At 63.3% G+C, this 22,681-nt stretch carries 20 protein-coding genes; 7 read left to right on the plus strand and 13 right to left on the minus strand.

From position 1 onward, the window contains the following. Positions 1 to 11: 11 nt before the first annotated feature. Together PMI26_RS09000 and dmpG are read left to right on the plus strand one after the other, a co-directional pair. Positions 12 to 920, plus strand: coding sequence for an acetaldehyde dehydrogenase (acetylating) (locus PMI26_RS09000; RefSeq protein ID WP_007976881.1), 909 nt, complete (start codon positions 12 to 14; stop codon positions 918 to 920). A gap of 12 nt (positions 921 to 932) precedes the next feature. Then, on the plus strand, positions 933 to 1,967 hold the full coding sequence (dmpG, locus tag PMI26_RS08995) for a 4-hydroxy-2-oxovalerate aldolase (protein ID WP_007976882.1): 1,035 nt from the start codon (positions 933 to 935) through the stop codon (positions 1,965 to 1,967). A 66-nt stretch (positions 1,968 to 2,033) separates the two neighbouring features. Here dmpG and PMI26_RS31650 read toward each other — a convergent pair whose 3' ends face one another. From PMI26_RS31650 to PMI26_RS08980, 4 genes are all read right to left on the minus strand, one after another. Continuing rightward, on the minus strand, positions 2,034 to 2,201 hold the full coding sequence (locus PMI26_RS31650; protein WP_007976884.1) for a hypothetical protein: 168 nt from the start codon (positions 2,199 to 2,201) through the stop codon (positions 2,034 to 2,036). A gap of 345 nt (positions 2,202 to 2,546) precedes the next feature. Further along, on the minus strand, positions 2,547 to 3,095 hold the full coding sequence (gene nudE, locus PMI26_RS08990) for an ADP compounds hydrolase NudE (RefSeq protein WP_007976886.1): 549 nt from the start codon (positions 3,093 to 3,095) through the stop codon (positions 2,547 to 2,549). 109 nt (positions 3,096 to 3,204) lie between these two features. Beyond that, on the minus strand, positions 3,205 to 4,335 hold the full coding sequence (locus PMI26_RS08985; RefSeq protein WP_007976888.1) for a helix-turn-helix transcriptional regulator: 1,131 nt from the start codon (positions 4,333 to 4,335) through the stop codon (positions 3,205 to 3,207). A gap of 136 nt (positions 4,336 to 4,471) precedes the next feature. Then, positions 4,472 to 5,515 (minus strand): Rieske 2Fe-2S domain-containing protein, encoded by a 1,044-nt coding sequence (locus tag PMI26_RS08980; protein WP_007976890.1) that lies wholly within the window; start codon positions 5,513 to 5,515, stop codon positions 4,472 to 4,474. A gap of 146 nt (positions 5,516 to 5,661) precedes the next feature. On the opposite strand from PMI26_RS08980, the gene PMI26_RS08975 reads away from it, so the two are divergent. Genes PMI26_RS08975 through PMI26_RS08965 form a run of 3 tightly spaced genes read left to right on the plus strand, consistent with a single transcriptional unit; the run spans position 5,662 to position 8,526 of the window. After that, the gene (locus tag PMI26_RS08975; protein ID WP_007976893.1) at positions 5,662 to 6,501 is read left to right on the plus strand and encodes an SDR family NAD(P)-dependent oxidoreductase; all 840 of its coding nucleotides are present in this window, start codon (positions 5,662 to 5,664) and stop codon (positions 6,499 to 6,501) included. After that, a complete protein-coding gene (locus PMI26_RS08970) occupies positions 6,488 to 7,414 on the plus strand; it encodes an alpha/beta hydrolase (protein ID WP_007976895.1) in 927 nt (308 codons plus the stop codon). Before PMI26_RS08975 ends, PMI26_RS08970 begins: the two co-directional genes overlap by 14 nt. Further along, positions 7,411 to 8,526, plus strand: a complete 1,116-nt coding sequence (locus PMI26_RS08965; RefSeq protein ID WP_007976898.1) for a 3,4-dihydroxy-2-butanone-4-phosphate synthase — start codon at positions 7,411 to 7,413, stop codon at positions 8,524 to 8,526. The genes PMI26_RS08970 and PMI26_RS08965 overlap by 4 nt, the downstream gene beginning before the upstream one ends. A 190-nt stretch (positions 8,527 to 8,716) precedes the next feature. Here the strand turns inward: PMI26_RS08965 and surE are convergent, their stop codons facing one another. The 3 genes from surE to PMI26_RS08950 form a co-directional block, all read right to left on the minus strand. Then, the gene (surE, locus tag PMI26_RS08960; RefSeq protein WP_007976899.1) at positions 8,717 to 9,694 is read right to left on the minus strand and encodes a 5'/3'-nucleotidase SurE; all 978 of its coding nucleotides are present in this window, start codon (positions 9,692 to 9,694) and stop codon (positions 8,717 to 8,719) included. 78 nt (positions 9,695 to 9,772) lie between these two features. Next, positions 9,773 to 11,152, minus strand: coding sequence for a DUF1329 domain-containing protein (locus PMI26_RS08955; protein WP_007976901.1), 1,380 nt, complete (start codon positions 11,150 to 11,152; stop codon positions 9,773 to 9,775). A gap of 23 nt (positions 11,153 to 11,175) precedes the next feature. Further along, on the minus strand, positions 11,176 to 12,753 hold the full coding sequence (locus PMI26_RS08950; protein WP_007976903.1) for a DUF1302 domain-containing protein: 1,578 nt from the start codon (positions 12,751 to 12,753) through the stop codon (positions 11,176 to 11,178). Positions 12,754 to 13,019: 266 nt separating this feature from the next. On the opposite strand from PMI26_RS08950, the gene PMI26_RS08945 reads away from it, so the two are divergent. Further along, entirely contained in the window at positions 13,020 to 14,762 is a 1,743-nt protein-coding gene (locus PMI26_RS08945; protein WP_007976905.1) for an FAD-binding protein, read from the plus strand. Further along, on the plus strand, positions 14,759 to 15,637 hold the full coding sequence (locus PMI26_RS08940; protein ID WP_007976908.1) for an SDR family NAD(P)-dependent oxidoreductase: 879 nt from the start codon (positions 14,759 to 14,761) through the stop codon (positions 15,635 to 15,637). The genes PMI26_RS08945 and PMI26_RS08940 overlap by 4 nt, the downstream gene beginning before the upstream one ends. 152 nt (positions 15,638 to 15,789) lie before the next feature. On the opposite strand, the gene PMI26_RS08935 is transcribed toward PMI26_RS08940, so the two are convergent. The 6 genes from PMI26_RS08935 to PMI26_RS08910 form a co-directional block, all read right to left on the minus strand. Beyond that, a complete protein-coding gene (locus tag PMI26_RS08935) occupies positions 15,790 to 17,370 on the minus strand; it encodes a FadD3 family acyl-CoA ligase (RefSeq protein WP_007976910.1) in 1,581 nt (526 codons plus the stop codon). Between the two features lie 72 nt (positions 17,371 to 17,442). Further along, positions 17,443 to 18,189: an SDR family NAD(P)-dependent oxidoreductase gene (locus PMI26_RS08930; protein WP_007976912.1), complete on the minus strand. Its 747-nt coding sequence runs from the start codon at positions 18,187 to 18,189 to the stop codon at positions 17,443 to 17,445. Positions 18,190 to 18,394: 205 nt separating this feature from the next. Further along, complete coding sequence (locus PMI26_RS08925) at positions 18,395 to 19,477, minus strand: ferredoxin--NADP reductase (RefSeq protein ID WP_007976914.1); 1,083 nt, start codon at positions 19,475 to 19,477, stop codon at positions 18,395 to 18,397. Between the two features lie 13 nt (positions 19,478 to 19,490). Then, complete coding sequence (locus PMI26_RS08920) at positions 19,491 to 20,246, minus strand: glucose 1-dehydrogenase (protein ID WP_007976916.1); 756 nt, start codon at positions 20,244 to 20,246, stop codon at positions 19,491 to 19,493. After that, a complete protein-coding gene (locus PMI26_RS08915) occupies positions 20,234 to 21,913 on the minus strand; it encodes an FAD-binding protein (RefSeq protein ID WP_007976918.1) in 1,680 nt (559 codons plus the stop codon). Before PMI26_RS08915 ends, PMI26_RS08920 begins: the two co-directional genes overlap by 13 nt. Positions 21,914 to 21,922: 9 nt before the next feature. Beyond that, positions 21,923 to 22,438 (minus strand): flavin reductase family protein, encoded by a 516-nt coding sequence (locus tag PMI26_RS08910; RefSeq protein ID WP_007976920.1) that lies wholly within the window; start codon positions 22,436 to 22,438, stop codon positions 21,923 to 21,925. Positions 22,439 to 22,681 lie beyond the last annotated feature (243 nt).

The raw sequence follows: 22,681 nt of genomic DNA on the forward strand, positions 1-22,681 counted from the left end.
AGTTTGACCCCATGAGCAAAAAACTCAGAGCGGCCATTATCGGCCCGGGCAATATCGGCACCGATCTGCTGATGAAAATGTGTCGATCGCAATGGATCGAGCCGGTATGGATGGTTGGTGTCGACCCTGAATCCGAAGGCCTGAAACGTGCCCGGGAAATGGGCATTAAAACCACCGCCGGCGGTGTCGATGGCTTGCTGCCGCACGTGCTCGACGATGATATTCGCATCGCTTTCGACGCCACCTCGGCCTACGTGCACGCGGAAAACAGCCGCAAACTCAACGAGCTCGGGGTGATCATGATCGACCTCACGCCAGCGGCCATCGGCCCGTTCTGCGTGCCACCGGTCAACCTCAAGGAGCACGCGTCGAGCCTGGCGATGAACGTCAACATGGTCACTTGCGGTGGCCAGGCGACCATCCCGATGGTGGCGGCGGTGTCTCGTGTGCAACCGGTGAGCTACGGCGAAATCGTTGCCACCGTGTCTTCCGGTTCGGTCGGCCCGGGCACCCGCCAGAACATCGACGAATTCACCCGCACCACGGCCGGTGCGGTGGAGAAGATCGGCGGCGCCCGGCGCGGCAAGGCGATCATCGTGATCAACCCGGCCGAGCCGCCGCTGATGATGCGCGACACCATCCACTGCCTGACCGATGACGAGCCGAACCAGGATGCGATCCGTGCCTCGGTGCTGGACATGGTTCGCGAGGTGCAGCGCTATGTGCCCGGCTACAAGTTGATCAACGGGCCGGTGTTCGACGGGCGCAAGGTGTCGATCTTCATCGAGGTCGAAGGCCTCGGCGATTTCCTGCCCAAGTCCGCCGGCAACCTCGACATCATGACCGCCGCCGGTTTGCGCACGGCCGAGATGTTCGCCGAAGAAGCCCACAAGGGCACCCTGCAACTGCCTGTCCGTTGAGTGGAGATGAGTATGAATTTGCAAGGTAAGAGCGTCCGTCTGCATGACATGAGCCTGCGCGACGGCATGCACGCCAAACAGCATCAGATCAGCATTGAACAAATGGTTTCGGTGGCCACCGGTCTCGATGGGGCCGGCGTGCCGCTGATCGAAATCACCCACGGCGATGGCCTGGGCGGTGCGTCGCTGAACTACGGTTTCCCGGCCCACAGCGACGAAGAGTACTTCGCTGCGGTGATCCCGCAGATGAAACAAGCCAGGGTTTCGGCCCTGTTGTTACCGGGGATCGGCACCCTCGACCACCTGAAAATGGCCCATGAGCATGGGGTCTCGACCATTCGAGTCGCCACTCACTGCACCGAAGCGGACGTGTCCGGCCAGCACATCGGCATGTCGGCGAAAATGGGCCTGGACACCGTCGGCTTCCTGATGATGGCGCACATGGTCAGCCCGGAGAAACTGCTGGAGCAGGCGCGGCTGATGGAAAGCTACGGCGCCAATTGCATCTACTGCACCGACTCGGCCGGCTACATGCTGCCCGATGAAGTGACGCAAAAGATCGGTGCCCTGCGCGCCGGCCTGAACGCCAGGACTGAAGTCGGCTTCCACGGCCACCACAACATGGGCATGGCCATCGCCAACTCCCTGGCCGCCATCGAGGCCGGTGCTGCACGCATCGACGGATCTGTTGCGGGCCTTGGCGCAGGGGCGGGCAATACGCCGCTGGAAGTGTTTGTCGCGGTGCTGGAGCGCATGGGGGTCAATAGCGGCGTGGATCTGTACAAGATCATGGACGTGGCCGAAGACCTGGTGGTGCCGATGATGGACCAGCCGATCCGCCTCGACCGCGATGCGCTGACGTTGGGTTATGCCGGGGTCTACAGCTCGTTCCTGCTGTTCGCCAAGCGTGCCGAGCAGAAGTACGGGATTGCTGCCCGCGAGCTGCTGGTGGAGCTGGGTCGACGCGGGACTGTGGGGGGACAGGAAGACATGATCGAAGACCTGGCGTTGACCTTGTCGCGGGCCCGTGGGGTATTGCCAACCTGATCCTTGAAGCGACGAAAAAACCACCGATGATTCGGTGGTTTTTTTATGCCCGGTGAAATCTTGCGCTCAAGGCAACAGATTACGTACCAGCGGTGGATAGCAATTGATCGCCGTGCTCGCACAGCTGAAATACGCCGTGGTCGGTCGATAGGCTTCGTTTTTGAACAGTTGGCACAGGCTGGTGGACGCGCCAGCACAGACGATGATGAACAGAGCACAAGTGGATTTGCGCATGATGAGTCTCGACACGGTTTTATTGTTGTAGAGACAGGTTAGGGCGGCGGATGGCGAGCGGCTTCGTCCGAATGGACTAGTTGATGGCTTGAAGACCCCGCAGCCCCTTGTGGGAGCGAGCTTGCTCGCGAAGGCGGTGTATCAGGCGACATGGATGTTAAATGTGCCGGCCCCTTCGCGAGCAAGCCCGCTCCCACAGGTTACTGGACGTTTTCGGGATTTGCGTCTGGCTGCAATCCCCTGTGGGAGCGAGCCTGCTCGCGAAGGCGGTGTATCAGGCGACATGGATGTTGAATGTGCCGGCCTCTTCGCGAGCAGGCTCACTCCCACAGATACTAATGGGTGTCAGGTTCTTCGCGCGAGGGCGCCCATGGCCATGAACAGCGCGGCAATGGCCCTGGCTTCGTGGAGGTCGCCGCGGGCCACCAGTTCGGGGATCTGTGCCAGGGGGACTCGCAGGCATTCAAGGGGTTCGGGTTCGTCGCCTTCGAGTTGGCAGGGGCTCAGTTGTTCGGCCAGTACCACGCGGTAGCGATGGCACAAATGCCCCGGTGCCAGGGTCAGCTCGCCCAGCTCGGTGAGGCGTGCGGCGCGCAGGCCGACTTCTTCGCTCAGCTCGCGCTGCGCTGCCTGCAGGTAGTCTTCATCGGGCTCGGCGCCACCCTTGGGCAGGCCGAGGATGGTTTTTTCCACACCGACCGCGTATTCGCGCACCAGCAGCACATGCTCTGGATCAGGCATCGCCACCAGCATCACCGAGCGATAACCGGTGCCGCGCAGGCGTTCGTAGACCCGCTGCTGGCCGTTGCTGAATTGCAGGTGCAGGGCTTCGATCTGAAAGTGGCCGCTTTGCGCCAGCAGTTCGGTCTTGAGGATGGTTGGGCAGTTGCGCATGGGGCAGTCCCCTGTTTGGGATGAGGACACTGTGCGCTGTACAACGGGGGCCGCCATCGTCCGAGCGGACGAGGGCGGCAATGAGGGTCAGCCGAGGGTCAGCCGAGGGTCAGCCGAGGGTCGCCACGCTGCGCAGGATCAGGCGCACCAGCATGGTCTGGCGGGTCACGCCGGTCTTGGAGAAGGTCGAGCGCAGGTGGGCCCGCGAGGTGTTGCGGCTGATGCCCAGTTCTTCCGAGGCTTCGTCGAGGGTCAGACCGTTGGCCAGCAGCATCGCCAGCTGGGTTTCCGCCGGGGTGAAGTCGAACAGCGCGCGCACGATTTCCTGCGGCGCGGTGGACTGTTGTTCCGGGTCGCTGATGAAAATCACCACGGTTGGGCACTGTTTGCCTTCGCTCCAGTCGGTCAAAGGCACCGAGCGCACGATGATCCCCAGGTCCGCTTTGCCGGACGGCCGCTGCACGCGCAGGGCTTCGACCACCGACGGGTTGCTGCTCTTTTGCGACAGCAGCGACTGCTTGACCAGGCGGCGGAACTCCTGGGTGTCCCGGGCCGTGCCCACCTGCAGGCCATCGTTGACCAGTTTGATGCCGTCCTTTTCCTGGATCAGCCGGTCGGCCACCTGGTTGGTCTGCAGCACCTTGCCGGACTCGTCGAGGATGATCGTGCCGACCGCCATCTGGTTCACCGCGCCGGCGTACAGGTTGCGCTCGGCTTCGATGCGGTTGAGCTGCATGTGGATCTTGATCGAGCGCTCCAGATGCGGAATGAAATGCGTGAGCATGACCTTTTCTTCGTTGCCGAAAGGCTTGTCGTCCCGTCCACGGCTGATGCGAATGCGGCACTGGGCGCCGTCGACGGTGTTGATGTCGGCACCGAGGATGTGGAACACGTCCACCGGTTCAAGGAAGTTCTTGTAGAACTCGGAGTTCTGCCAGTCGTCGTTGGAGACGAACTCGGCGAGGGTCACGACCTGGCGGTTGGGCAGGTCGACAAAGGGGTCGAGGCTGAAAAAGTGTTTGTTGTACGACGCGGTCGCCTCGGTCGAAGTGCCGGTGGTGTTGACCATCAAGCCGTCCACGTGGGCGCTGGGCGGACGCAGGATGAAGGTCACGTACTTGCTGTTCAGATGCACATTGAGCTGATTGAGGAACGTCGCCCAGGGAATGTTTTCCAGGGGACCCTGATAGAGGTTGCCGATCAAATCACTGAACGTATCGAGGCTGAGGCTCTGCTGCATAGGGAAAAACCGTTTTTATTATTAGCGTTGGCGGTGGCCGAGAATAAGCGCCGGTATCGACTCCTTGCAACGCTCGGGCTCAGGGCCTGACAGGCGGCTGCCGATCAGGCCCGGGGCGGGCGAAAAGCCGCTGATATCAGACCCGTTCGCTGGCGCGCACGACATACTTCTTGTGTTCGGCAACGTCAGCCGACAGCGCCTGGACGTCGGTGTAGAACTGCTCGTACCAACGGCGCAACTGATAGACCGGGCCGTCGCCGTCGCACAGCAGCGGGTTGTCGACGCGGGTCTTGCTGTGCCAGATGGCCACGTCTTCGTAGAAGGCTGCCTGGGCCTGTGCCACGTAGGCCTTGGCCATCGCCTGGTTCTGCTCTTCGCTGAGCCCCGGGATTTTTTTCACCAGCACGCCGTAGCGCAGGGTGAAGCTGTCCAGATCGATTGGCACGTGGCAGTTGAGCAGGATCGAATGGATCGGCTGGCCATTCATGGCGCCGTTCATTTCGGTGATCTGATAGGCCGGGCCGAAGTAGGTGGCTTCGGTGGTCAACACGCTGTCGCCGGACAGGCGTTCGCTGCGGGCGCGCATGATCTGGGTGGCCAGGTGGCCTTCGAAAATGTTGATGAATTCATCGACCGGCGCGCCGTGCACGGTACCGAAGTGCGCCATGTCGGCGATGTTGTCGATCAGTTCGCGGCAGTTGGTGCCAATCTGCAACTCGGCGACTTCCCACTCGGCCCATTCGTCGCTGTAGCAGGCGTCGATGCGCGGAATGCGTTGTTCCGGCAGCGGCGGGTTGCCTTCGGGGTCATTCCAGACGAACAGCAGCCGGTTTTCTTCCATGATCGGCCAGCTTTTGATTTTGGCCCGTGGCGGGATGCGCTTGGCATAGGGGATGTCGTCGCACACGCCGTCGGCGCCCCAGCGCCAGGCGTGGAACGGGCAACGGATCGAGTTGCCCTCAACGCAACCGGTGCTCAGGTCGGCGCCCATGTGCGGGCAGTAGCCATCAAGAATATGCAGTTCGCCGTCTTCACCCTGGAACGCCACCAAGCGGGTGCCGAACACCTCCAGGCGATGGGCCTTGCCGTCGCGGTATTGCGCGGCCAGGCCCAGGCAATGCCAGCCACGGGCGTAGCGGTCTTCCAGCAGTTTGGCTTCGATGCGGTGCAGGGTACTCATCTTATTATTCTCCCAAGGGATCACGGGGTTGGCGCATGTAAGGGATTCTGCCGCCCCTGTAAAAGCGGGCATCGTCTGAATGGACGATGGCTGCTTTAAGCAGGCCCGCTCTACTGGCGCCATTGGACCCATGGCAGGAGTTGGCGATGAGTAATGAACAAGGGCCGGTGGCGGTGATTACCGGGGCCGCCAGTGGTATTGGCCGGGGCTTGGCCGAGCACGCGGCGACGCTGGGCATGCGCCTGGTGCTGGCGGATCGGGATGCGGCGGGCCTGCAAGCCCTGTGCGACGAATTGAAGGCCGATGGTGCGCAGGCGATTGCCTGCGTCACCGATGTCGGTGAGGTGAAGCAGGTCGAGCGCTTGCGTGACCGGGCTGTCGAGCACTTTGGCGGGGTCGACCTGCTGTTCAACAACGCCGGCGTCATGCAGACCGGCTTCAGCTGGGAAATCACCGAGGCGCAATGGCAGCGCATGCTCGACGTCAACCTGGGCGGCGTGATCAACGGCATTCGCAGTTTCGTGCCGCTGTTGCTCAGCCAGGGCCGGGCAGCCCATGTGATCAACACTGCGTCCCTTGCCGGGCTGGTCAGCAGCCCGCTGATGGCACCGTACAACGTGACCAAGCAGGCGGTGGTCGCGCTCTCGGAAACCCTGCATTACGAACTCGCCATGCTCGGTGCGCCGGTGTCGGTTTCAGTGCTGTGCCCGGGGCCGGTGGCCAGTGAAATCATGGCGTCGAACCAGCTGGTGGACAGCGCCGGATCCGACTTCAGTCAACTGCTCGACAGCACCATTCGCCAGGGCATGACCCCGGCGAAGCTGGCCGCGCTAGTGTTCGCCGCCGTCGCGCAAAAACGCTTCTGGATCCTGCCCCACAAGGGTTTCAAGCCGGCCCTTGAGCGCCGGGTACAAAGCATCCTGGGCGAGACCAATCCGCAATTTCAAATGACCGACGTAGAGGACGATGCCCATGCCGCTCGATAAGCAGATCGCCGGGGTTCTCCAGCAATTTCGCGACCTCCCGGAACCCGATTTCAGCCAGATCGATGCCGCCCAGTACCGGCAGTTCTCCGATAACCTGCTGCCGGCCATCCCCGGCGATCCGATGAGCGAGGTGCGCGATCTGAAAGTGGCCGGCGCGAACGGTGATCTGGATGCACGGCTGTACCGGCCATCGCAAGCGTCCGACCTGCCGTTGCTGGTGTATTTCCATGGCGGCGGATTTGTCATGGGCAATCTCGATACCCACGATAATCTTTGCCGTTCGCTGGCGCGCCAGACCGAGGCGGTGGTGGTGTCGGTTGCCTATCGTTTGGCGCCTGAACACAAATTTCCGGCCGCACCGCACGATTGTCATGCGGCCACCTGCTGGTTGGTTGAACACGCAGCCGAGCTTGGCTTCGATGGCAGCCGACTGGCCGTGGCCGGGGACAGCGCCGGTGGCAATCTGGCACTGGCGGTCAGCCAATTGGCGGCGCAACGCAAGGGACCGAAGATCCGCTATCAGTGCCTGTTCTACCCGGTCACCGATGCCGGATGCGACAGTCAGTCCTTCGAGGCATTCGCCGAAAGTTATCTGCTTTCCGCCAAGGCGATGCGCTGGTTCTGGCAGCAATACCTGCAAGAGGATGGACAAGCGGACGATCCATTGGCCTCGCCATTGCGAGCCGAAAGCCTGGCAGGCTTGCCGCCGACCACCTTGTTCACCGCCGGGTTCGATCCGCTGCGGGACGAGGGCGAAGCGTTGGCCGAGTGCCTGCGCGAAGCCGGTGTGGCGGTGCGCATGCAGCGATACGAAGGCATGATCCACGGTTTTATCAGCATGGCGCCGTTTGTTGAAGCAGCAGCACAAGCGTTGACAGAAGCTTGCGCCGATTTGCGTGGAGCACTCAAATGAGCGGCCTGGCTTTCAACACGGTGCCGCAACTGATCGAGGCCATTGGTGCCGGTCAGATGGTGGTGATCACCGACGATGAGCACAACGGCGAAGGCTCGCTGCTGATGGCCGCCGATCAGGCCGGGGCCGAGGCCGTCACCTTCATGGCGGTGCAGGCACGCGGGCTGATTTGCCTGGCCCTGACCGAGCAACGCTGCCGCGCGTTGGGCCTGGACCTGATGGTGCCCAACTCCCGGGCGCAACATGGCGTGGGGTTTACCCGCTCGATCGAAGCCGCCACCGGGGTGTCCACCGGCATCTCGGCGGCAGACCGGGCGCGGTCGATCCAGGTGGCGGTCGACCCGGCCAGCGTACCGGCGGACCTGGTGCAACCGGGGCATATCTTCCCGGTGCAGGCCTTGCCCGGCGGCGTGATGCAGCGCGCCGGACATGTCGAGGCCGCTTGCGACCTCACACGGCTGGCGGGGCGGCAACCGGCGGCCACCCTGGTGGGCATTCTCAACGAGGACGGCGAACTGGCCCGGGGCGCCGAGTTACATGAATTTGCCCAGCGTCATGGCTTGCGGATCGGCACCATTGCCGACCTGATTCACTACCGCATCCTGCATGAGGGCACGATCGAGCGCGGCGACGAATACCCGTTGCATACCCGCCACGGCGAGTTCCAGGTGACGACCTATCAGGACACCTACCAGGGCGCGTTGCACCTGGCTCTGGTCAAAGGCCGGATCGACAGCACGCAACCGGTGCTGGTGCGGGTGCAAAGCATCGAGACGTTGCGTGACGTGCTGGGGTGTGAAAGCGAAGGCGGGACACAGCAGTGGACCCTCGACCGCTCGCTGGCGAGCATCGCCGCCGCCGGTAACGGCGTTCTGGTGTTGCTGGCACAAAAGGAAACCGCCGACGGCGTGCTCGAACAACTGCGCCAGCGCAGTGGCGCCAAGCCGCGCACACCGCTGTTTCCGCAACGGACCCTGGGCATCGGCGCCCAGATCCTGCGCGACCAGAACGTGCGCAAAATGCGATTGATGAGCTCGCCGGTGCCCTACAAGGCCGTGTCCGGGTTTGATCTGGAAGTGACCGAGTTCGTGCCGTTTCAACCCGTAGGCTAAAGCAAACACAAAACCTGTGGGAGCGAGCTTTTGTGGCGAGGGGGCTTGCCCCCGTTGGGGCGCGCAGCGGCCCTGGAATCAGCGTTCGCGTTTTTTCAGTGAGAACGCATTCGCCGATTTTACGACTGCTTCGCAGCCGAACGGGGGCAAGCCCCCTCGCCACAGGTCAGTGTGTTCCCACGGATTCAACTTAAGGCTTGATCCCGCGCAACATCATCTTCGCCTGATCCTGCACCGCCGCCGGTGCCGTCATGTTGCCGTCGATCACGGTGATCACCGCATGGCCTTGCCACAGTTGGTACGCATCGGCCTTTTGCTGGGCTTCGGTCGGTGACAGCGGGGCGGCCAGGTTGACGTGGACCACGCCGTCGGCGCCACGTTGTGAGGTGAAGTTCACCCGGTCCCAGTTGCCGATCGGGGCAAAGCTCACGCCCTTGACCTCATCGGGTTTCAGCGGCGGGTAGTTGAGGTTCAGGCCGCTGACGCCCGGCAGGCCCAGCACGTTCAAGTCACACTGATGTTTGCTCCTGGCACAGGCCTGTCTGGCTTCTGTACCGGCCAGGCTCGCCTGCTCGATCACCTTCACGGCAAAGCGCGCCGTGTCGTCCATCGCATCGACGGTCTTGCGGTACCCGGCCTGCTGGTCACGGATGATCAGATCCATGTCGATGGCCGTGGACACCGCCACTGCCGGCACCCCTTTGAACATCGCCCGTACCGCCGCGTTGAGGGTGCCGGACATCTGCGTCAGCGGGCCGACGTTTTCGCCAAAGTTGCTGCCCGACACCACCAGGTCCGGCGGCGAATCCTTGAGGATCACCTCGAGTCCGACGTTGACCGCATCCACCGGCGTGCCAATGGCGGAAGTCTTGCCGGCAGCTGGGGTGTAGCCCTCCGGTGGTCCGACGCAATACCGGCCCGGCGCCAGTTCGGTCACCGCCAGGGCCTGGCCGGGTACGACCACACTGGCGGCACTGATGCCGCTGCTGTCGTTCAACGGGCCGACCAGGGTGACTTTATGCCCGGCAGCGGTCAGGGCGCGGTACATCGCATCGATGCCGGGTGCGCGGCAGCCATCGTCGTTGGTCAACAGGATGTTCAGGGCGTTGGCCTGCATCGACAGGCCAACGCTGGCCATGGCGATGACGCCGGTGAGGAGTTTGTTCATGGGGACTCTTCCGTGGGAGGCGCGGATTTTACAAAGCACATCGCCCCGACCGAAGAAATCGGTCGGGGCGCGGTGAGTTTAGCGGGTGCCGAGTTTGCGCAGGTTGCCAGGGGTGAATTCGTCTTCGGTGAAGGCGGTGGCGTTGAGTTTGGCCGGTTTCTGATCGACCAGCATGCGGTCAACCAGGTAGGAGCCGGCGATCAGGTCGTGGTAGATGCCGAGGCGAGCGTGGTAGCGCTGCATCTCGTAGGCGTAGATCGAGGTCTGCATGTTGGTGCGCCACAACTGGCCACGGCTGTCGTAGTTGTCGGCCATGGTGGCCGACCAGGTGTCTTCGTCGAGGTACAGCACGCGCTTGGCATACACGTGGCGGGCGCCTTCCTTGAGGTTGGCCTGCAACACCCAGACGCGGTGTTTCTCGTAGCGCATGTACTGCGGATCGACGTGACCGGTGGTGTCCAGGATCTGGTCGGCCGTTACGCTCGGGTCGTCGATCTTGTAGTTGTGGTACGGGATGTAGATCTCTTTCTTGCCGACGATGGTCCAGTTGTAGCGGTCCGGCGCACCGTTGAACAAACGGTCTTCGTCGTACACGCGAAAACCACCGGCGCCGGTCGGCGAGTCGTAGCCCACGGTCGGCGCGCGACGTACCCGGCGTTGGCCCGGGCTGTACTGCCAGGCCTGGCGCGGTGAAGCGGTCGGGTTGATGAACTCGTGGCCGACCACGATCTCGCCTTTCTTGCGCACCGGTTCCAGGGTGGTGATCAGGAAGTGGGTGAACACACCGTTGGCGGTATCCAGCGCTTTGTCCGGACTCGACCAGATCGAGAAGATCTTGTAGTCGACCTCTTCCAGTACCTTTTCCTTGTTGGAGTACACCACCGCCTGGCCGTAGACGGCCTCTTCAGTGCTGGCGCGCCCCTGCAAGGTATGGTTGAACATCAACTCGCTGCCGTTCTTCGGGATCGGGAACGGCGAGGCACCCCAGGCGTTTTTCGTGTCGTTGTTGTCATTGTCGAGTTCGGCAGTGACGGCGTTTTTCTTGACCTGGTCTTCCAGGCGCTGATCGAGGCGGAAGTCGCGGTGGCTCGGGTACACCGGGATCTTGAACGTGTCAGGGTAACGCTTGAGCAACGCTTTCTGGCCATCGGTCAGGTTGTCGGCGTACTTGTCCATGTTCTTAGAATCGATCACGAACAACGGTTTTTCCGCGGCGTACGGGTCCGGGTACGGCGTGCCCGGGCCGGCGTATTTGAGGCCGGGTGGCAGGCCGCGCCATTTGCCGGTCCAGGCCGGGATGCTGCCGTCGGCGTTGCCGGCTTTTTCGGCACCCATCGGGGTCAGGTCCTGGCCCAGGCGGGCGGCTTCTTCGGGGTTGACCTTGGCGTAGGCCAGGCCACTGCCGAGCAGGCCGACGGTCAGTGCCGTGCTCAATAATGTTTGGGTGAATCTGGACATGCTGTGCTCCTCCGACAGGGGAATCAGAACCGGTACTTGAAGTTGAGCGCGACGTTGTCGCGGTCGGCCAACGGGCTGTTGTTGGCGTTGCCGAGGTAGGCGTTGTAGCGGGCCTCGACGGTAAAGTTGCCCAGGTAGCGCCACGAACTGCCGATGCTGGCGCGGTTATCGTTCTGGCCGGCGTTGATCGAGCCGACCATCGAACTGTCGCCGTGGGCGGCGGCGCTGAAGGTGACAGGCACCGACATGTCCCATCCGCTGAACACGTCGTTGTAGTCAAAGTTCGCCTGCACCGTGTAGCCCCAGGCATCGCGGTCATAGACCAGGCTGTCGGTTCCCGGCAGCGCGAAGCCCGGTGCCAGGGTCACCGGTTGCGACTTGTCGTTGCTGACCACGGTGTTGTAGACCACCTCGCCGGTCAGGGTGGTGTTGTCGGCGAAGGAGGTCGGGCCGAGCACGTAGATCATCGACGTTTGCGCCTGCACGGTCTTGCCACGCACGGGGCTGGAGAAACCGTTGTCGACCATCACTGGCGTGCCATCGCGGTAGCTGACTTCACCGGCCCAGCTGACGTCGCCCAGCACGGTGGCGAAGCTCGCGCCGAACAGGTCGATGTTGTCGAAGTAGCGCACCTGGTAGCGGCCCAGCGTTGTCGCGAAGTCCAGCGACGGGGTCTTGTCGTGATAGCGCGAGTAGTAGATGCCGAACTCGGTGTTGTTCAACGACTCGGCGGCGTAGGTGAAGGCCAGGCCGTACTGGCCGCTGTCGCTCGGCTTGTCGTCCTTGAGGCGGGTGACGAAACCGGAGGCGTCGTTGAAGCCGCCCTCATCGATGAAGTCGGTGGTGGAGAAGTAGCTGCCCACGCCGAACAGCTCGGTCTTTTCCCACTTGTATTGGTAGTACGCCTGGACACCCAGGCTTTCGGTCAGGGCGAACTGGGTGAACAGTTGGCCGACCGGCAGCAGGATTTCCTTGACCTCGACGCCTGGGGTGGTCGCCTTGGTCGCGTCGACCGGGCTCTGCGCTGCGGAAATGCCCGGGTAGAACAGACTCTCACCCCAGCTGACGACCTGGTTGCCCAGGCGCGCGTTGAGGGCGTGGCCGCTGACGTCCCAGGTGCCGTAGGCGTAGTAGTCGAGCATGCGCAGTTCATTGCGGTGCTGGTCGATGGTGTCCTGGGAGAAACGGTCGGGCTGGCTGCAATGGCCACCGGCGAAGCAGTTCGAGGTGCCGGTGGTGTTGTCGTTGCCCTGATCGTAGACGTTGTCGTAAAAACCGGTCGCCCGGACGAACACGCCATAGTTGTCTTGCCATTTGATGTTGGCTTCGGTGAGAAAGCCGCTGCGGTTGTTGATCAGGCTGCCTTTGTCGAAGGCGTTGTCGCCGTCGTTGGCGTTGGCATCGGCAGTCAGTTTGTGATCGCGAGACTCGGCCCGCCAGGCGAGGCTGTACGTCAGTGTGGTGTCCCAGTCGATGCTCAAGTCTTCGCTCGGCTGAAAGCTCATGGCGTTAACGTGAGCGCTTAATCCGCCAGCCAGCAACAGCAATGCCAGCTGTACGCGAGGGTGCTGTGTTGGTGGGGCGATTATTGTTTTTATCATGTCGTCCTCATGGCCCAGGTCAGACCTGCCCGACCTGCATTTCAGGGGGGTGATTGGTGCTGTGGGCGACTATGGAGTCACGACTTGCGCGCAACATCGTCCAAGCGGACTAAGCGATTTGTACTGGGCTGTCGCAGTCCCAGCCTTAGTCCCATCGGACGATGAACACCCGGCGCGTGCGGCGAACAATCCCGAGACCGACTACACCGGGCGAAGATCCGGCGGTGGCGGTTTCTGCCTGATGGGCGCTGAACAAGGGTGATCGCATGAACGCTGCCGGGATCAAATGGGACGAGTGTTGTGATGTGTTGGTGATTGGCTCGGGAGCCGGGGGCATGACCGCTGCGCTGCGTGCCCACGACCTGGGCTTGAATGCGCTGCTGATCGAGAAGAGCGGCGAGTACGGCGGCACCTCGGCGGTGTCCGGCGGTGGCATCTGGATCCCCAACAACCACCGGATCAATGCGCTCGGCGGCAGTGATTCGGCAGCCGAAGCGATTGCCTACATCCGCGCTGTGACCCATGGCGAGATCGACGACGGGCGCATCGAGGCCTATGTCGAACATGGCCGGGAGATGGTCGAGTACCTGGAAAAACACACCCGGGTGCGCTTCGAAGCGCAACCTCGCTACGCCGATTACTACCCGGAAGTCGCGGGCGGCAAACCGGGCTATCGCTCGATGGATCCGCAACCCTTCGATGCCGCCGAACTCGGCGAAGAATTCCTGCGCATGCGCGCACCGTCCCCCGGCACCTTGATGATGGGACGCATGGCGATGACCATGAAGGAGGCGCAAGTGCTGCTGTGCCGTGGCCCCGGCTGGTTGCGCCTGACCCTGCGGGTAATGTGGCGCTACTGGCGTGACCGCGAGGGTCGGCGCTTGTCCCGCCGTGACCGCTACCTGACCCTGGGCAATGCCTTGATTGGTGCCTTGCGCTCTTCGTTGCAGGATCGCGGCAAATCCCTGTGGCTCAACTGTGCGCTCGAAGAACTGCTGTTGGTCGGCGACCGGGTCGGCGGCGCGCGGGTCAATCGCAACGGTCAGTTGCTCAACGTCAAGGCGCGCTACGGGGTGATCGTTGCTGCCGGTGGTTTCGAGCGCAACCAGGCGATGCGTGAGCAGTACCTGCCGCAGCCGTCCCGGGCCAACTGGAGTGCCACGCCACCGAACAATACCGGCGACGGCATTCGCGCCGGCCAGGCCATCGGCGCGCGGACCGCGTTGATGGAGCACAGCTGGTGGGCGCCGACCACTTACGTCAAGGGCGAAGAGAAGCAGCGTGCGTTGTTCGTCGAACGAACCCTGCCGGGGTGCGTGATGGTCAACGCCGCGGGCGAACGTTTCGTCAATGAAGCCGCGCCCTATACCGATATCGTTTATGCGATGTACGCCAACAACCGCGAAGGCGCCGCGAGCGTGCCGTGCTGGATGGTGTTCGACGCCGAGTTCCGCCGCAAATATCCCTGCGGTGCCTTGCTGCCGGGCTATGCCCAGCGCGACTGGCAATTGCCCGAGCATCTGCGCGACTACTTCCACAAGGCGTCGAGCCTGGAAGAGCTGGCGACGAAAATCGGCGTCGACGCCGGCGGGCTGCTGCGCACCGTGCAGCGCTTCAACGGCATGGCCGTGCAGGGCGTCGACGAGGATTTCCACAAGGGCGACTCACTGTTCGACCGCTACTACGGCGACCCGAACGTGCAACCCAATCCGTGCCTGGCACCGTTGCTCAAGGGACCGTTCTACGCCGTGCGCATCGACGCCGGCGACATCGGCACCAAGGGGGGGCTGCTGACCGACGTGCACGCCCGTGTGTTGCACGAAGACGGGCAACCGATCAACGGCCTGTACGCCATCGGCAACAGCGCCGCCTCGATGATGGGCCGCACTTATCCAGGTGCCGGCTCGACCATCGGCCCGGCCATGACCTTCGGCTACCTGGCCGCCAATCACATCAAGCGCCAGAGCGAAACCGCTTCGGCGAAAACCTTGTTCGGGAGCGTTGAATGAATCAGCCACGTCAACAGATCGCCGTAGTAACCGGTGCCAGTCGCGGAGTGGGGCAGGGTATTGCCCTGGCCCTCGGGGCGGCCGGCATGACCGTGTACATCACTGGCCGCGCTCCGGCGCAGGGTGGATCGAATCTGTACGGGCATGCCTTGCGCGGCTCGCTGGAGGACACCGCCGCCGCGATCACCGCCGCCGGTGGGCGCGGTATCGCGGTGGTCTGTGACCACGCCGATGATGCGCAGGTCCGGGCGCTGTTCGAGAAGGTAGAGCAGGAATGCGGGCACTTGGATTTGCTGGTGAACAACGCCGCGTTCATCCATGACCAGTTGATCGAACCGGGGCCGTTCTGGGCCAAACCGCTGGAGCTGGTACGGATTCTCGACGTCGGCCTGCGCTCGGCCTACATCGCCAGCTACTACGCCGCGCCGCTGTTGCTCAAAAGTACCCAAGGACTGATTTGCTTCACGTCGTCGTTCGGGGCCGGGTGCTACATGCACGGCCCGGCGTACGGTGCGCAAAAGGCCGGAGTCGACAAACTGGCGGCGGACATGGCCATTGATTTTGAAGGGCAGGGCGTGGCGGCGTTGTCGCTGTGGCTCGGCCCGCAACTGACCGAACGCACCCGGATTGCCGGTGAGCAGCATGGCGAGCAGTACCAGGCGTTTCTCGCCCATGCCGAAACCCCGCAGTTCAACGGGCGGGTGATCGATGCCTTGCTCAATGATCCGCAGTTGATGGCGCTGTCCGGGCAGACCTTGATCACTGCCGAAATCGCTCCCGGCTACGGCATCAGCGAAGCCGAAGGCCGCCAGCCGCCGTCGCACCGCGCCATGCTCGGCGACCCGCGTCAACAGCACCCGGCGCGGGTGGTCTGAATTCACAGTCGTCAGGCACACACAAACCTGTGGGAGCGGGCTTGCCCGCGATGAGGGCGTCAGCTTCAACATTGATGTTGACTGACACACCCCCATCGCGGGCAAGCCCGCTCCCACAGGTAATGTGGCATTAATCAAAATATCGCCGACGCTTAACTGACCGGCCGCAACGCCCACTCACGCAACACATTCTTCGTCACTTTCCCCGCGGCATTGATCGGCATGCTCTGCAGCACCTGCACCCGGCGCGGCACCTTGTAGTTGGCCATCTGCTCACGGCACCAGGCGAGGAACCGCGCCTGCTCGATTTCCATTCCGGGTGCCGGCAACAGGAACGCCATCGCCACCTCACCCATGCGCTCATCGGGAATACCGATCACCGCGGCCTGGGCCACGCCCGGATAGGTCAGCAGGCACTGTTCGATCTCCGCCGGGTACACGTTGAAGCCACCGGTGATGAACATGTCCTTGAGGCGATCGGTGATGCGCAGATAACCCTGTTCGTCGAGCATGCCGATGTCGCCGGTGTGCAGCCAACCGTCGGCGTCGAGAATCTCCTGGCTGGCTTCGGGGTTGTTGAGGTAACCCTGCATCAGGTTGTAACCGCGAATCTGCACTTCACCGGGAGTGTTCGCCGGTTGGCTGCGGCCAGTGTTGCCGACACAGCGCACTTCCACCCCAGGCATCGCCCGGCCACTGGTGTTGGCGACCAGTTCCGCGGAATCACCGGAGCGGCAGATCGTGGCGAAACCGCAGACTTCCGTCAGGCCATACGCGGTGACGATGGTGGCGAACCCCAGTTCGTCGCGCATGCGGTGGATCATCTCCACCGGGATCGCCGCCGCGCCGGTTACCGCTACCCGCAATGAGCTCAGGTCGAACTCGCCGCGTTGCGGATGGGCCAGCAACGATTGATACAGCGTCGGCGGCCCGGGCAACACGGTGATGCGTTCGCGCTGTACGCATTCGAGCATGGCCTGTACGTCGAACACCTGCTGCGGCAGGAGGGTGCAGCCACGCATCAATGCGGCCAGCCAGCCGGCCTTGTAGCCGAAGGAGTGGAAGAACGGATTGACGATCAGGTAGCGATCGCTTTCGCGCAGCCCGACGATGTCGCTCCAGTCACGCACGATGCGCAGGTTCTGGCCGTGGCTGGTCATCACGCCCTTGGGCTTGCCGGTGGTGCCCGAGGTGAACAGTACGTCGGACAAGGCTTGCGGGCCAACGCTTTGTTCGCGGGTGCGCAAGGCTAGTTGCGGCACGTCGGCCGCCAGATCCATAAAGCGCTCCCAGGCCAGGGTGCCCGGATTGGCGCCGCGCAGGCTGACGATGTGGCGCAGCGCAGGCAGGTCTTCCGACACCAGCATGCCGGGGTAGTCCGCGCCGAGGAATTCGCCGATGGCGAACAGCACGCAGGTGCCGCTTTCGCGCAAGATGTAGCCCGCCTCGCTGCCCTTCATCCGGGTGTTGAGCGGTACCAGGGCGGCGCCGACACTTTGCAGGGCGCCGGCGGCGACGATCCATTCCCATACGTTGGGCGCCCAGATCGCCACGCGGTCCCCGGCCTGTACGTCGAGGGCCAGCAGGGCGCGGGCAGCCTGGCGACGCAACTGGTCGAGTTGTCGGTAGCTGATGCTGTGGCCCGCGTCCTCGATGGCCGGGCGGTCGCCGTAGGCCTGGGCAGCGTTGGCGAACAGTTGAGCGATGGTCAGTGCGGTGGCGACAGGCGGCATGGGGCCTCCCCGGTTAGAAGACAATGACGAAAAAGGGAGTAGGCCGGGCAGGGCGCCCGGCCGGATTGCGAATTACTGGGCGGGCGGGGCGAAACGGCGACCGGCGGAGAAACCACCGTCCACGGCGATCATCTGGCCGCTGACAAAGGACGCTTCGTCCGAAGCCAGGAACAGCGCGACATTGGCCACTTCTTCCGGTTGTCCGGAGCGGCTGAGCATGTGCTGCGAGGCGAAGAAGGCGTGGAACGCATCGTTGTCACGGACCATGCTGGTCATCGGTGTTTCGATCAGGCCCGGGCACAGGCCGTTGACGCGAATGTTGGCGTAGCCGTAGTCGATGGCCATCGAACGGGTCAGCTGGTTGATGCCGCCCTTGGACACGTTGTAGGCCACGTTGCCATCGCAGCCTTGCAGGCCGAAGATCGAACCGACGTTGATGATCGAACCACCGCGCTGCTCCACCATCGACGCCAGCGCGTACTTGCTGGTGAGCATGCTGCCGGTCAGGTTGATGTCCATCACCCGTTGCCAGTTGGCGGTGGTGGTCTGGGTCACGCTGCCCTGGTCGGCGACGCCGGCGGCGTTGACCAGGATATCGATGCGCCCGAAGCGGCTGATGACGTCTTGCATGACCTGCTGCACCTGCGCTTCGTCGCGCACGTCCAGGGTCATGAACAGGCCGGGGAAGTCTGCCGGGACGCTGCCGATGTCCAGCCCGACCACTTGCGCGCCTTCGGCAGCGAAACGGCGCACGCAGGCCAGACCGATCCCCGAAGCGCCGCCGGTGACCACCGCGACCTTGTTCTGCAAACGAGCCATAACTGCACCTCTTTATTGTTGTGGGCTAATGCTGTGGCCGAGTCTAACTGCAGACCGGGCCTGAGTGATCGTCCGTTGAGACTAAGGCGACAAAGCCCATACGCAATCCCCTGTAGGAGCTGCCGCAGGCTGCGATCTTTTGATTTTTAAAGGCAAGATCAAAAGATCGCAGCCTGCGGCAGCTCCTACAGAGGGATGCGTAGCCTTAATCCGGGAATTTCAGGCGTACCCGGGCACCCGTCGGGCGGCTCTGGCAGGCCAGCGTCCAGCCGTCGGCGAGTTCCTTGGGGGTCAGCACGTCGTTGCGCGCCAGTTGGGTCTGGCCTTCCTTGACCACGCACATGCAGGCCCCGCAAAAACCTTCTTCACAGGACGACGGCACATCGAGGCCAGCCGCTTTGCAGCTTTGCAGCAAGGTGTCGCCGGGTTTACAGGCAATTTCGTGTTGCTGGCCGTCGAGCTCGACGATCAGCGCTTCACATTGCGAATCCATGGCCGCCGCTCGTGCCAGCGTTTCTTCGGCCAGCAGTTCATCGGGGTCCGGTGGCGAGACGAAACGTTCGACATGTATGCGTTCGGCCGCTTCGCCCAGTGCCAGCAGCGTGCGCTCCACGGTGTCCATGAAAGGACCCGGCCCGCAGATGAAGTAGTCGCCGCCGGCCGATCCGCGCAGCAGATGACGGACCTGATGGTCCGTCAGGAAGCCCTGCACCGAATCGAGGACGTGCACCACGTGCAGTTGATCAGGATGCGCCTTGATCAACTGGCACAGCTCGTCCTTGAAAATCACCGACGCCTCATCGCGGTTGGCGTAGATCAACTTGATCGGCCGCCGGCTGCCATGGAGCACTGATTTGAGAATGGAAAACACCGGGGTGATGCCCGAACCGCCCCCGAACAGGACCAGGGGCTTTTCGGTGTCCGCCTGCGGGTCCAGGCAGAAATGCCCGGCCGGTGGCAATACTTCCAGCCAGTCGCCGACCTGGACTTCGTTCATCCAGTTCGACACCCGGCCACCGTCGACACGTTTCACCGTGACCTTGGGCAGCGCGTCCGTGAGGGGCGAGCTGGCCATGGAGTAGCAGCGGGTCAACAGTTTGCCGGCGAAGGGCACGCGAAAACTCAGGAACTGGCCCGGTTTGTAGCGAAAGCGCTCACGCAGGGTTGGCGGTATGTCCAGCACCAGCGAGCGCGCATCGGCGGTCTCGTCGATCACCGCGCACACTTGCAATGAGACGCTTGCCGTCGTCGATTCGGCCGGGGTCAGGTTCTGTTGTTGCGTGCCCATGTTCACCTCGACCTCAGAGCCCGCTGATCAGTTGGGCGTTGTCGACCCGGATCTCGGCACCGTTGACGAACCGCGATTCGTCGGTGGCGAGGAACAGCACCACGTTGGCAATGTCCCGTGGCGCCGCCATGCGGTTCATCGGGTCCTGGTCCAGCGCTTCCTGCGGGATCGGCTGACCACCGGCCAGGGCCTGGGTCATCGGCGTGTTCACGCCATCGGGGTGCACGCTGTTGCAGCGGATGCGATAGCCCTGTTGCTTGCAGTGCAGGGCGATGGAGCGGGTCATCGCCGCCACCGCGCCTTTGGACGCCGAGTAAGCGCAGAACATCGGCATGGCGCCCAGGGCGGCGACCGACGACATGTTGATGATCGAGCCGCCGCCGCTTTCCTTCATCGCCTGGATGGCGTACTTGCAACCGAGGAAGTAGCCGTCGCCGTTGATCTTCTGCACCTTCTGCCACAGCTCCAGGGTGGTGTCTTCGATGCTGCCCAGGGCCAGGATCGCGGCGTTGTTGACCAGTACGTCGAGGCGGCCGAAGCGTTCGACGGTGGTCTTGACCACGTGTTGCCAGTCGCTTTCGCTGGCGATGTCGTGGCGGATGAACAGCGCGTTGGCGCCGATTTCCGCAGCCGCCTGGCGGCCGGCTTCTTCGTTGAGGTCGGTCAGTACTACTTTGGCGCCTTCGCGGGCCAACAGCAGAGCGTCTTCGCGACCAATGCCGCTGGCGGCGCCGGTGATGATGCAGACTTTGCCTTCTACACGTTGCATTGTTGTTCTCCTGATCGTGCGGTTTGAAGTGCGAATTGGTCGGCCACGTGGGCGGCAGCCCGGCGACCGGAATAGATGCAATCGGCCAGTGACAGGCCGGAGACATACAGGTTGGAGGCGACCCCGACCGCATTGCGGCCGGCGCTGTACAGGCCGTTTATTGGCTGGCCGGCAGGGTCCAGCACCCGACCGCTGGCCTCGCAGACTTTCAACCCGCCCAGGGTGATGACCGGGCAGGGGAACAGTTTGCTGGCGAATGAAAGGTCGAGGGCATACCACGGGCCCTGGTCGAGGTTGGCGAGCATCGCCGCGGACTTCCCGAACTCGTCGGCGACTTCACCGCGTGCCGCGCGGCTATAGCGTTCGACACTCTGGCGCAGCAGTTCCGGCGGCAGATGGCAGCGCTTGGCCAACCCGGCCAGGCTGCTGCTGCGTTTGGCGTTGAACAGCAGGTTGAGCAGCACCGGCAGGCGCTGGAAATTCCACACCTTGCCGGGACCGACCTGACTCAATGCCTCACGTACCAGCGCGCGGTTGAGCAGCAGAATGGCGCGACCATCCTGTTCTTCGACCATGGCGTGGCCGAGGGTCGCGCCGTAGATTTCTTCGTTGGCGTAACGTTGTCCCCGGGCATTGACGATCAGCCCACGGGCCCAGGCCAGTGGTGGATTGATGAAACGCCAGGCGCTGACCTTGTCCATCCGCGCCACGCTGCCGCCGGCGCTCTGGCCCAGGGCGATGCCGCTGCCGTTGCACCCGGTGGCGCCCAGCGGCAGACCGGCCAGGTACTGGGGCGCGTGCTGGCGCACCAGGTCGCGATTGAAGATGAAACCGCCGCTGCTCAACAGCACCGCCTGTTCGGCGCGAATCAATTGGCGGATGGCGCTGGTCTGTTCGATGCGACGCTGACGGGCGCGCAAGCGGTCGGCCAAGGCCGGAGCGTACATATGAATGGCTGCGGCCCAGCGCGACAGACGCGCATGTTGTTTGGCCGCGCGGCTACCTGACGGCAACTGCCAGGCTTCGACGCCGAGGACCTTGTCGTCGAGGTCGAGCACCAGCCGCCGCACTTCGCACTGGCTGCGCAGGCGTACGCCGTTTCGCAAGGCGCTGGCCTTGAGCGGGGCGAACAGACTGGCGCCGGACATGCCCGGGCCTTTGGTGCGATGGCCACGAGGTGCCGGTTTGGCGCTGGCGGCATAGGCCGGCACGGCTTCGTTGCCGGAGTAATAGAGGTAGTACTGGTCGCTCGGGTACGAAGTCTTGTGCGGCGGCACGCTGGCTTCGAAGGCCGCGCCATGTCGCTCCAGCCAGGCCAGTTGCTCACGGCTGCCTTCGCAGAAATCCCGTAGCGTCTCGAGGCTGACGGCCTCGCCGACTTCCTGGCGCAGGTAATTGAACATCGCCTCTCTGGTGTCTTCATAGCCTGCCTGGCGCTGATACGGCGTACCGCCGCCGGCATAGACCACGCCACCGCTGAGTGCCGTGGCGCCACCGCCTTCGAAGCGATCCAGGGCGAGCACCGACAGGCCACGAGTGCTGGCTTCGATGGCGGCACAGGCGCCGGCTCCGCCAAACCCGACGATCAGCAAGTCGCAGCGGTCATCCCATGGCAAGGGGTCGGCGCTGTTCACTCGCAGCGCCGTCAACCGGTTCAGGCTGTCCATGTTCGGGCCTCAGCCAGCGGCTGCGAGAGAAGGTGCGGGTTTGGCGGTGGTGGTGTAGCTGCCGTCGAGGTAGACCAGCGGGGTGATGGCATCAGTGGTGTGGATCTGCAGGATGCGTCCGATGAACACGGTGTGGGTGCCGTAACTGAAGTGGCCGTCCTGGCGGCAGAGGATCGCCGATTGTGCGTCACCCAGGTAAGGAATGCCGCCGGGGCTGGTCAGCCAGTTGCCACGGTCGAAGCGCGCTTCGCCCTTGATCGCGCCGCTGCACAGGTTGGCCAGGTCTTGTTGTTCGACGCCGAGGATGTTCACGCAGAAGTCCGCGCCGGTCGCCAGTGCGGCGTGGGGCGAGGCGGTCTTGTTGACGCAGATCAGCAGCGATGGCGGTTCGGTGCTCAGGGAGTCGACCGCGGTGGCAGCCATGGCGAAGCGTTCGGAGCCATTGCTGGTGCTGATAATGGTGACGGACTTGGCCAGGCGGCGCATGGCCTGGAGCATGTCGGCTTTGAGATTGGCGTCGTTCATCGCACTGGGCCTTTTTTGTTGGGGGTGGAGTGCGATGGATTCTTGCTCTGACGTCCAGTCGTCACATCGTCCGAGGGGACTAGGCCTTGGCGGCCTCTGGGCCGACCAGGCCGGTGGTTTGGGTTGTGTACATATCCGTTTCTGCGGTAACGGCGGCTGGCGGTTTCGCCCTTACGGCGACTCCCTTTTTTACAAGCGCCTAAAAAAGGAAGCAAAAAACGCTCGCCCCGAACGTACGGCCCC

Source organism: Pseudomonas sp. GM33, assembly GCF_000282295.1.
GTDB lineage: Bacteria > Pseudomonadota > Gammaproteobacteria > Pseudomonadales > Pseudomonadaceae > Aquipseudomonas > Aquipseudomonas laurylsulfatiphila.

Excerpts from the sequence above, each read along its gene's own strand:
- PMI26_RS09000 (WP_007976881.1), top strand. The coding sequence starts at position 12 with ATGAGCAAAAAACTCAGAGCGGCCATTATCGGCCCGGGCAATATCGGC.
- dmpG (WP_007976882.1), top strand. The coding sequence starts at position 933 with ATGAATTTGCAAGGTAAGAGCGTCCGTCTGCATGACATGAGCCTGCGC.
- PMI26_RS31650 (WP_007976884.1), bottom strand. The coding sequence starts at position 2,201 with ATGCGCAAATCCACTTGTGCTCTGTTCATCATCGTCTGTGCTGGCGCG.
- nudE (WP_007976886.1), bottom strand. The coding sequence starts at position 3,095 with ATGCGCAACTGCCCAACCATCCTCAAGACCGAACTGCTGGCGCAAAGC.
- PMI26_RS08985 (WP_007976888.1), bottom strand. The coding sequence starts at position 4,335 with ATGCAGCAGAGCCTCAGCCTCGATACGTTCAGTGATTTGATCGGCAAC.
- PMI26_RS08980 (WP_007976890.1), bottom strand. The coding sequence starts at position 5,515 with ATGAGTACCCTGCACCGCATCGAAGCCAAACTGCTGGAAGACCGCTAC.
- PMI26_RS08975 (WP_007976893.1), top strand. The coding sequence starts at position 5,662 with ATGAGTAATGAACAAGGGCCGGTGGCGGTGATTACCGGGGCCGCCAGT.
- PMI26_RS08970 (WP_007976895.1), top strand. The coding sequence starts at position 6,488 with ATGCCGCTCGATAAGCAGATCGCCGGGGTTCTCCAGCAATTTCGCGAC.
- PMI26_RS08965 (WP_007976898.1), top strand. The coding sequence starts at position 7,411 with ATGAGCGGCCTGGCTTTCAACACGGTGCCGCAACTGATCGAGGCCATT.
- surE (WP_007976899.1), bottom strand. The coding sequence starts at position 9,694 with ATGAACAAACTCCTCACCGGCGTCATCGCCATGGCCAGCGTTGGCCTG.
- PMI26_RS08955 (WP_007976901.1), bottom strand. The coding sequence starts at position 11,152 with ATGTCCAGATTCACCCAAACATTATTGAGCACGGCACTGACCGTCGGC.
- PMI26_RS08950 (WP_007976903.1), bottom strand. The coding sequence starts at position 12,753 with ATGATAAAAACAATAATCGCCCCACCAACACAGCACCCTCGCGTACAG.
- PMI26_RS08945 (WP_007976905.1), top strand. The coding sequence starts at position 13,020 with ATGAACGCTGCCGGGATCAAATGGGACGAGTGTTGTGATGTGTTGGTG.
- PMI26_RS08940 (WP_007976908.1), top strand. The coding sequence starts at position 14,759 with ATGAATCAGCCACGTCAACAGATCGCCGTAGTAACCGGTGCCAGTCGC.
- PMI26_RS08935 (WP_007976910.1), bottom strand. The coding sequence starts at position 17,370 with ATGCCGCCTGTCGCCACCGCACTGACCATCGCTCAACTGTTCGCCAAC.
- PMI26_RS08930 (WP_007976912.1), bottom strand. The coding sequence starts at position 18,189 with ATGGCTCGTTTGCAGAACAAGGTCGCGGTGGTCACCGGCGGCGCTTCG.
- PMI26_RS08925 (WP_007976914.1), bottom strand. The coding sequence starts at position 19,477 with ATGGGCACGCAACAACAGAACCTGACCCCGGCCGAATCGACGACGGCA.
- PMI26_RS08920 (WP_007976916.1), bottom strand. The coding sequence starts at position 20,246 with ATGCAACGTGTAGAAGGCAAAGTCTGCATCATCACCGGCGCCGCCAGC.
- PMI26_RS08915 (WP_007976918.1), bottom strand. The coding sequence starts at position 21,913 with ATGGACAGCCTGAACCGGTTGACGGCGCTGCGAGTGAACAGCGCCGAC.
- PMI26_RS08910 (WP_007976920.1), bottom strand. The coding sequence starts at position 22,438 with ATGAACGACGCCAATCTCAAAGCCGACATGCTCCAGGCCATGCGCCGC.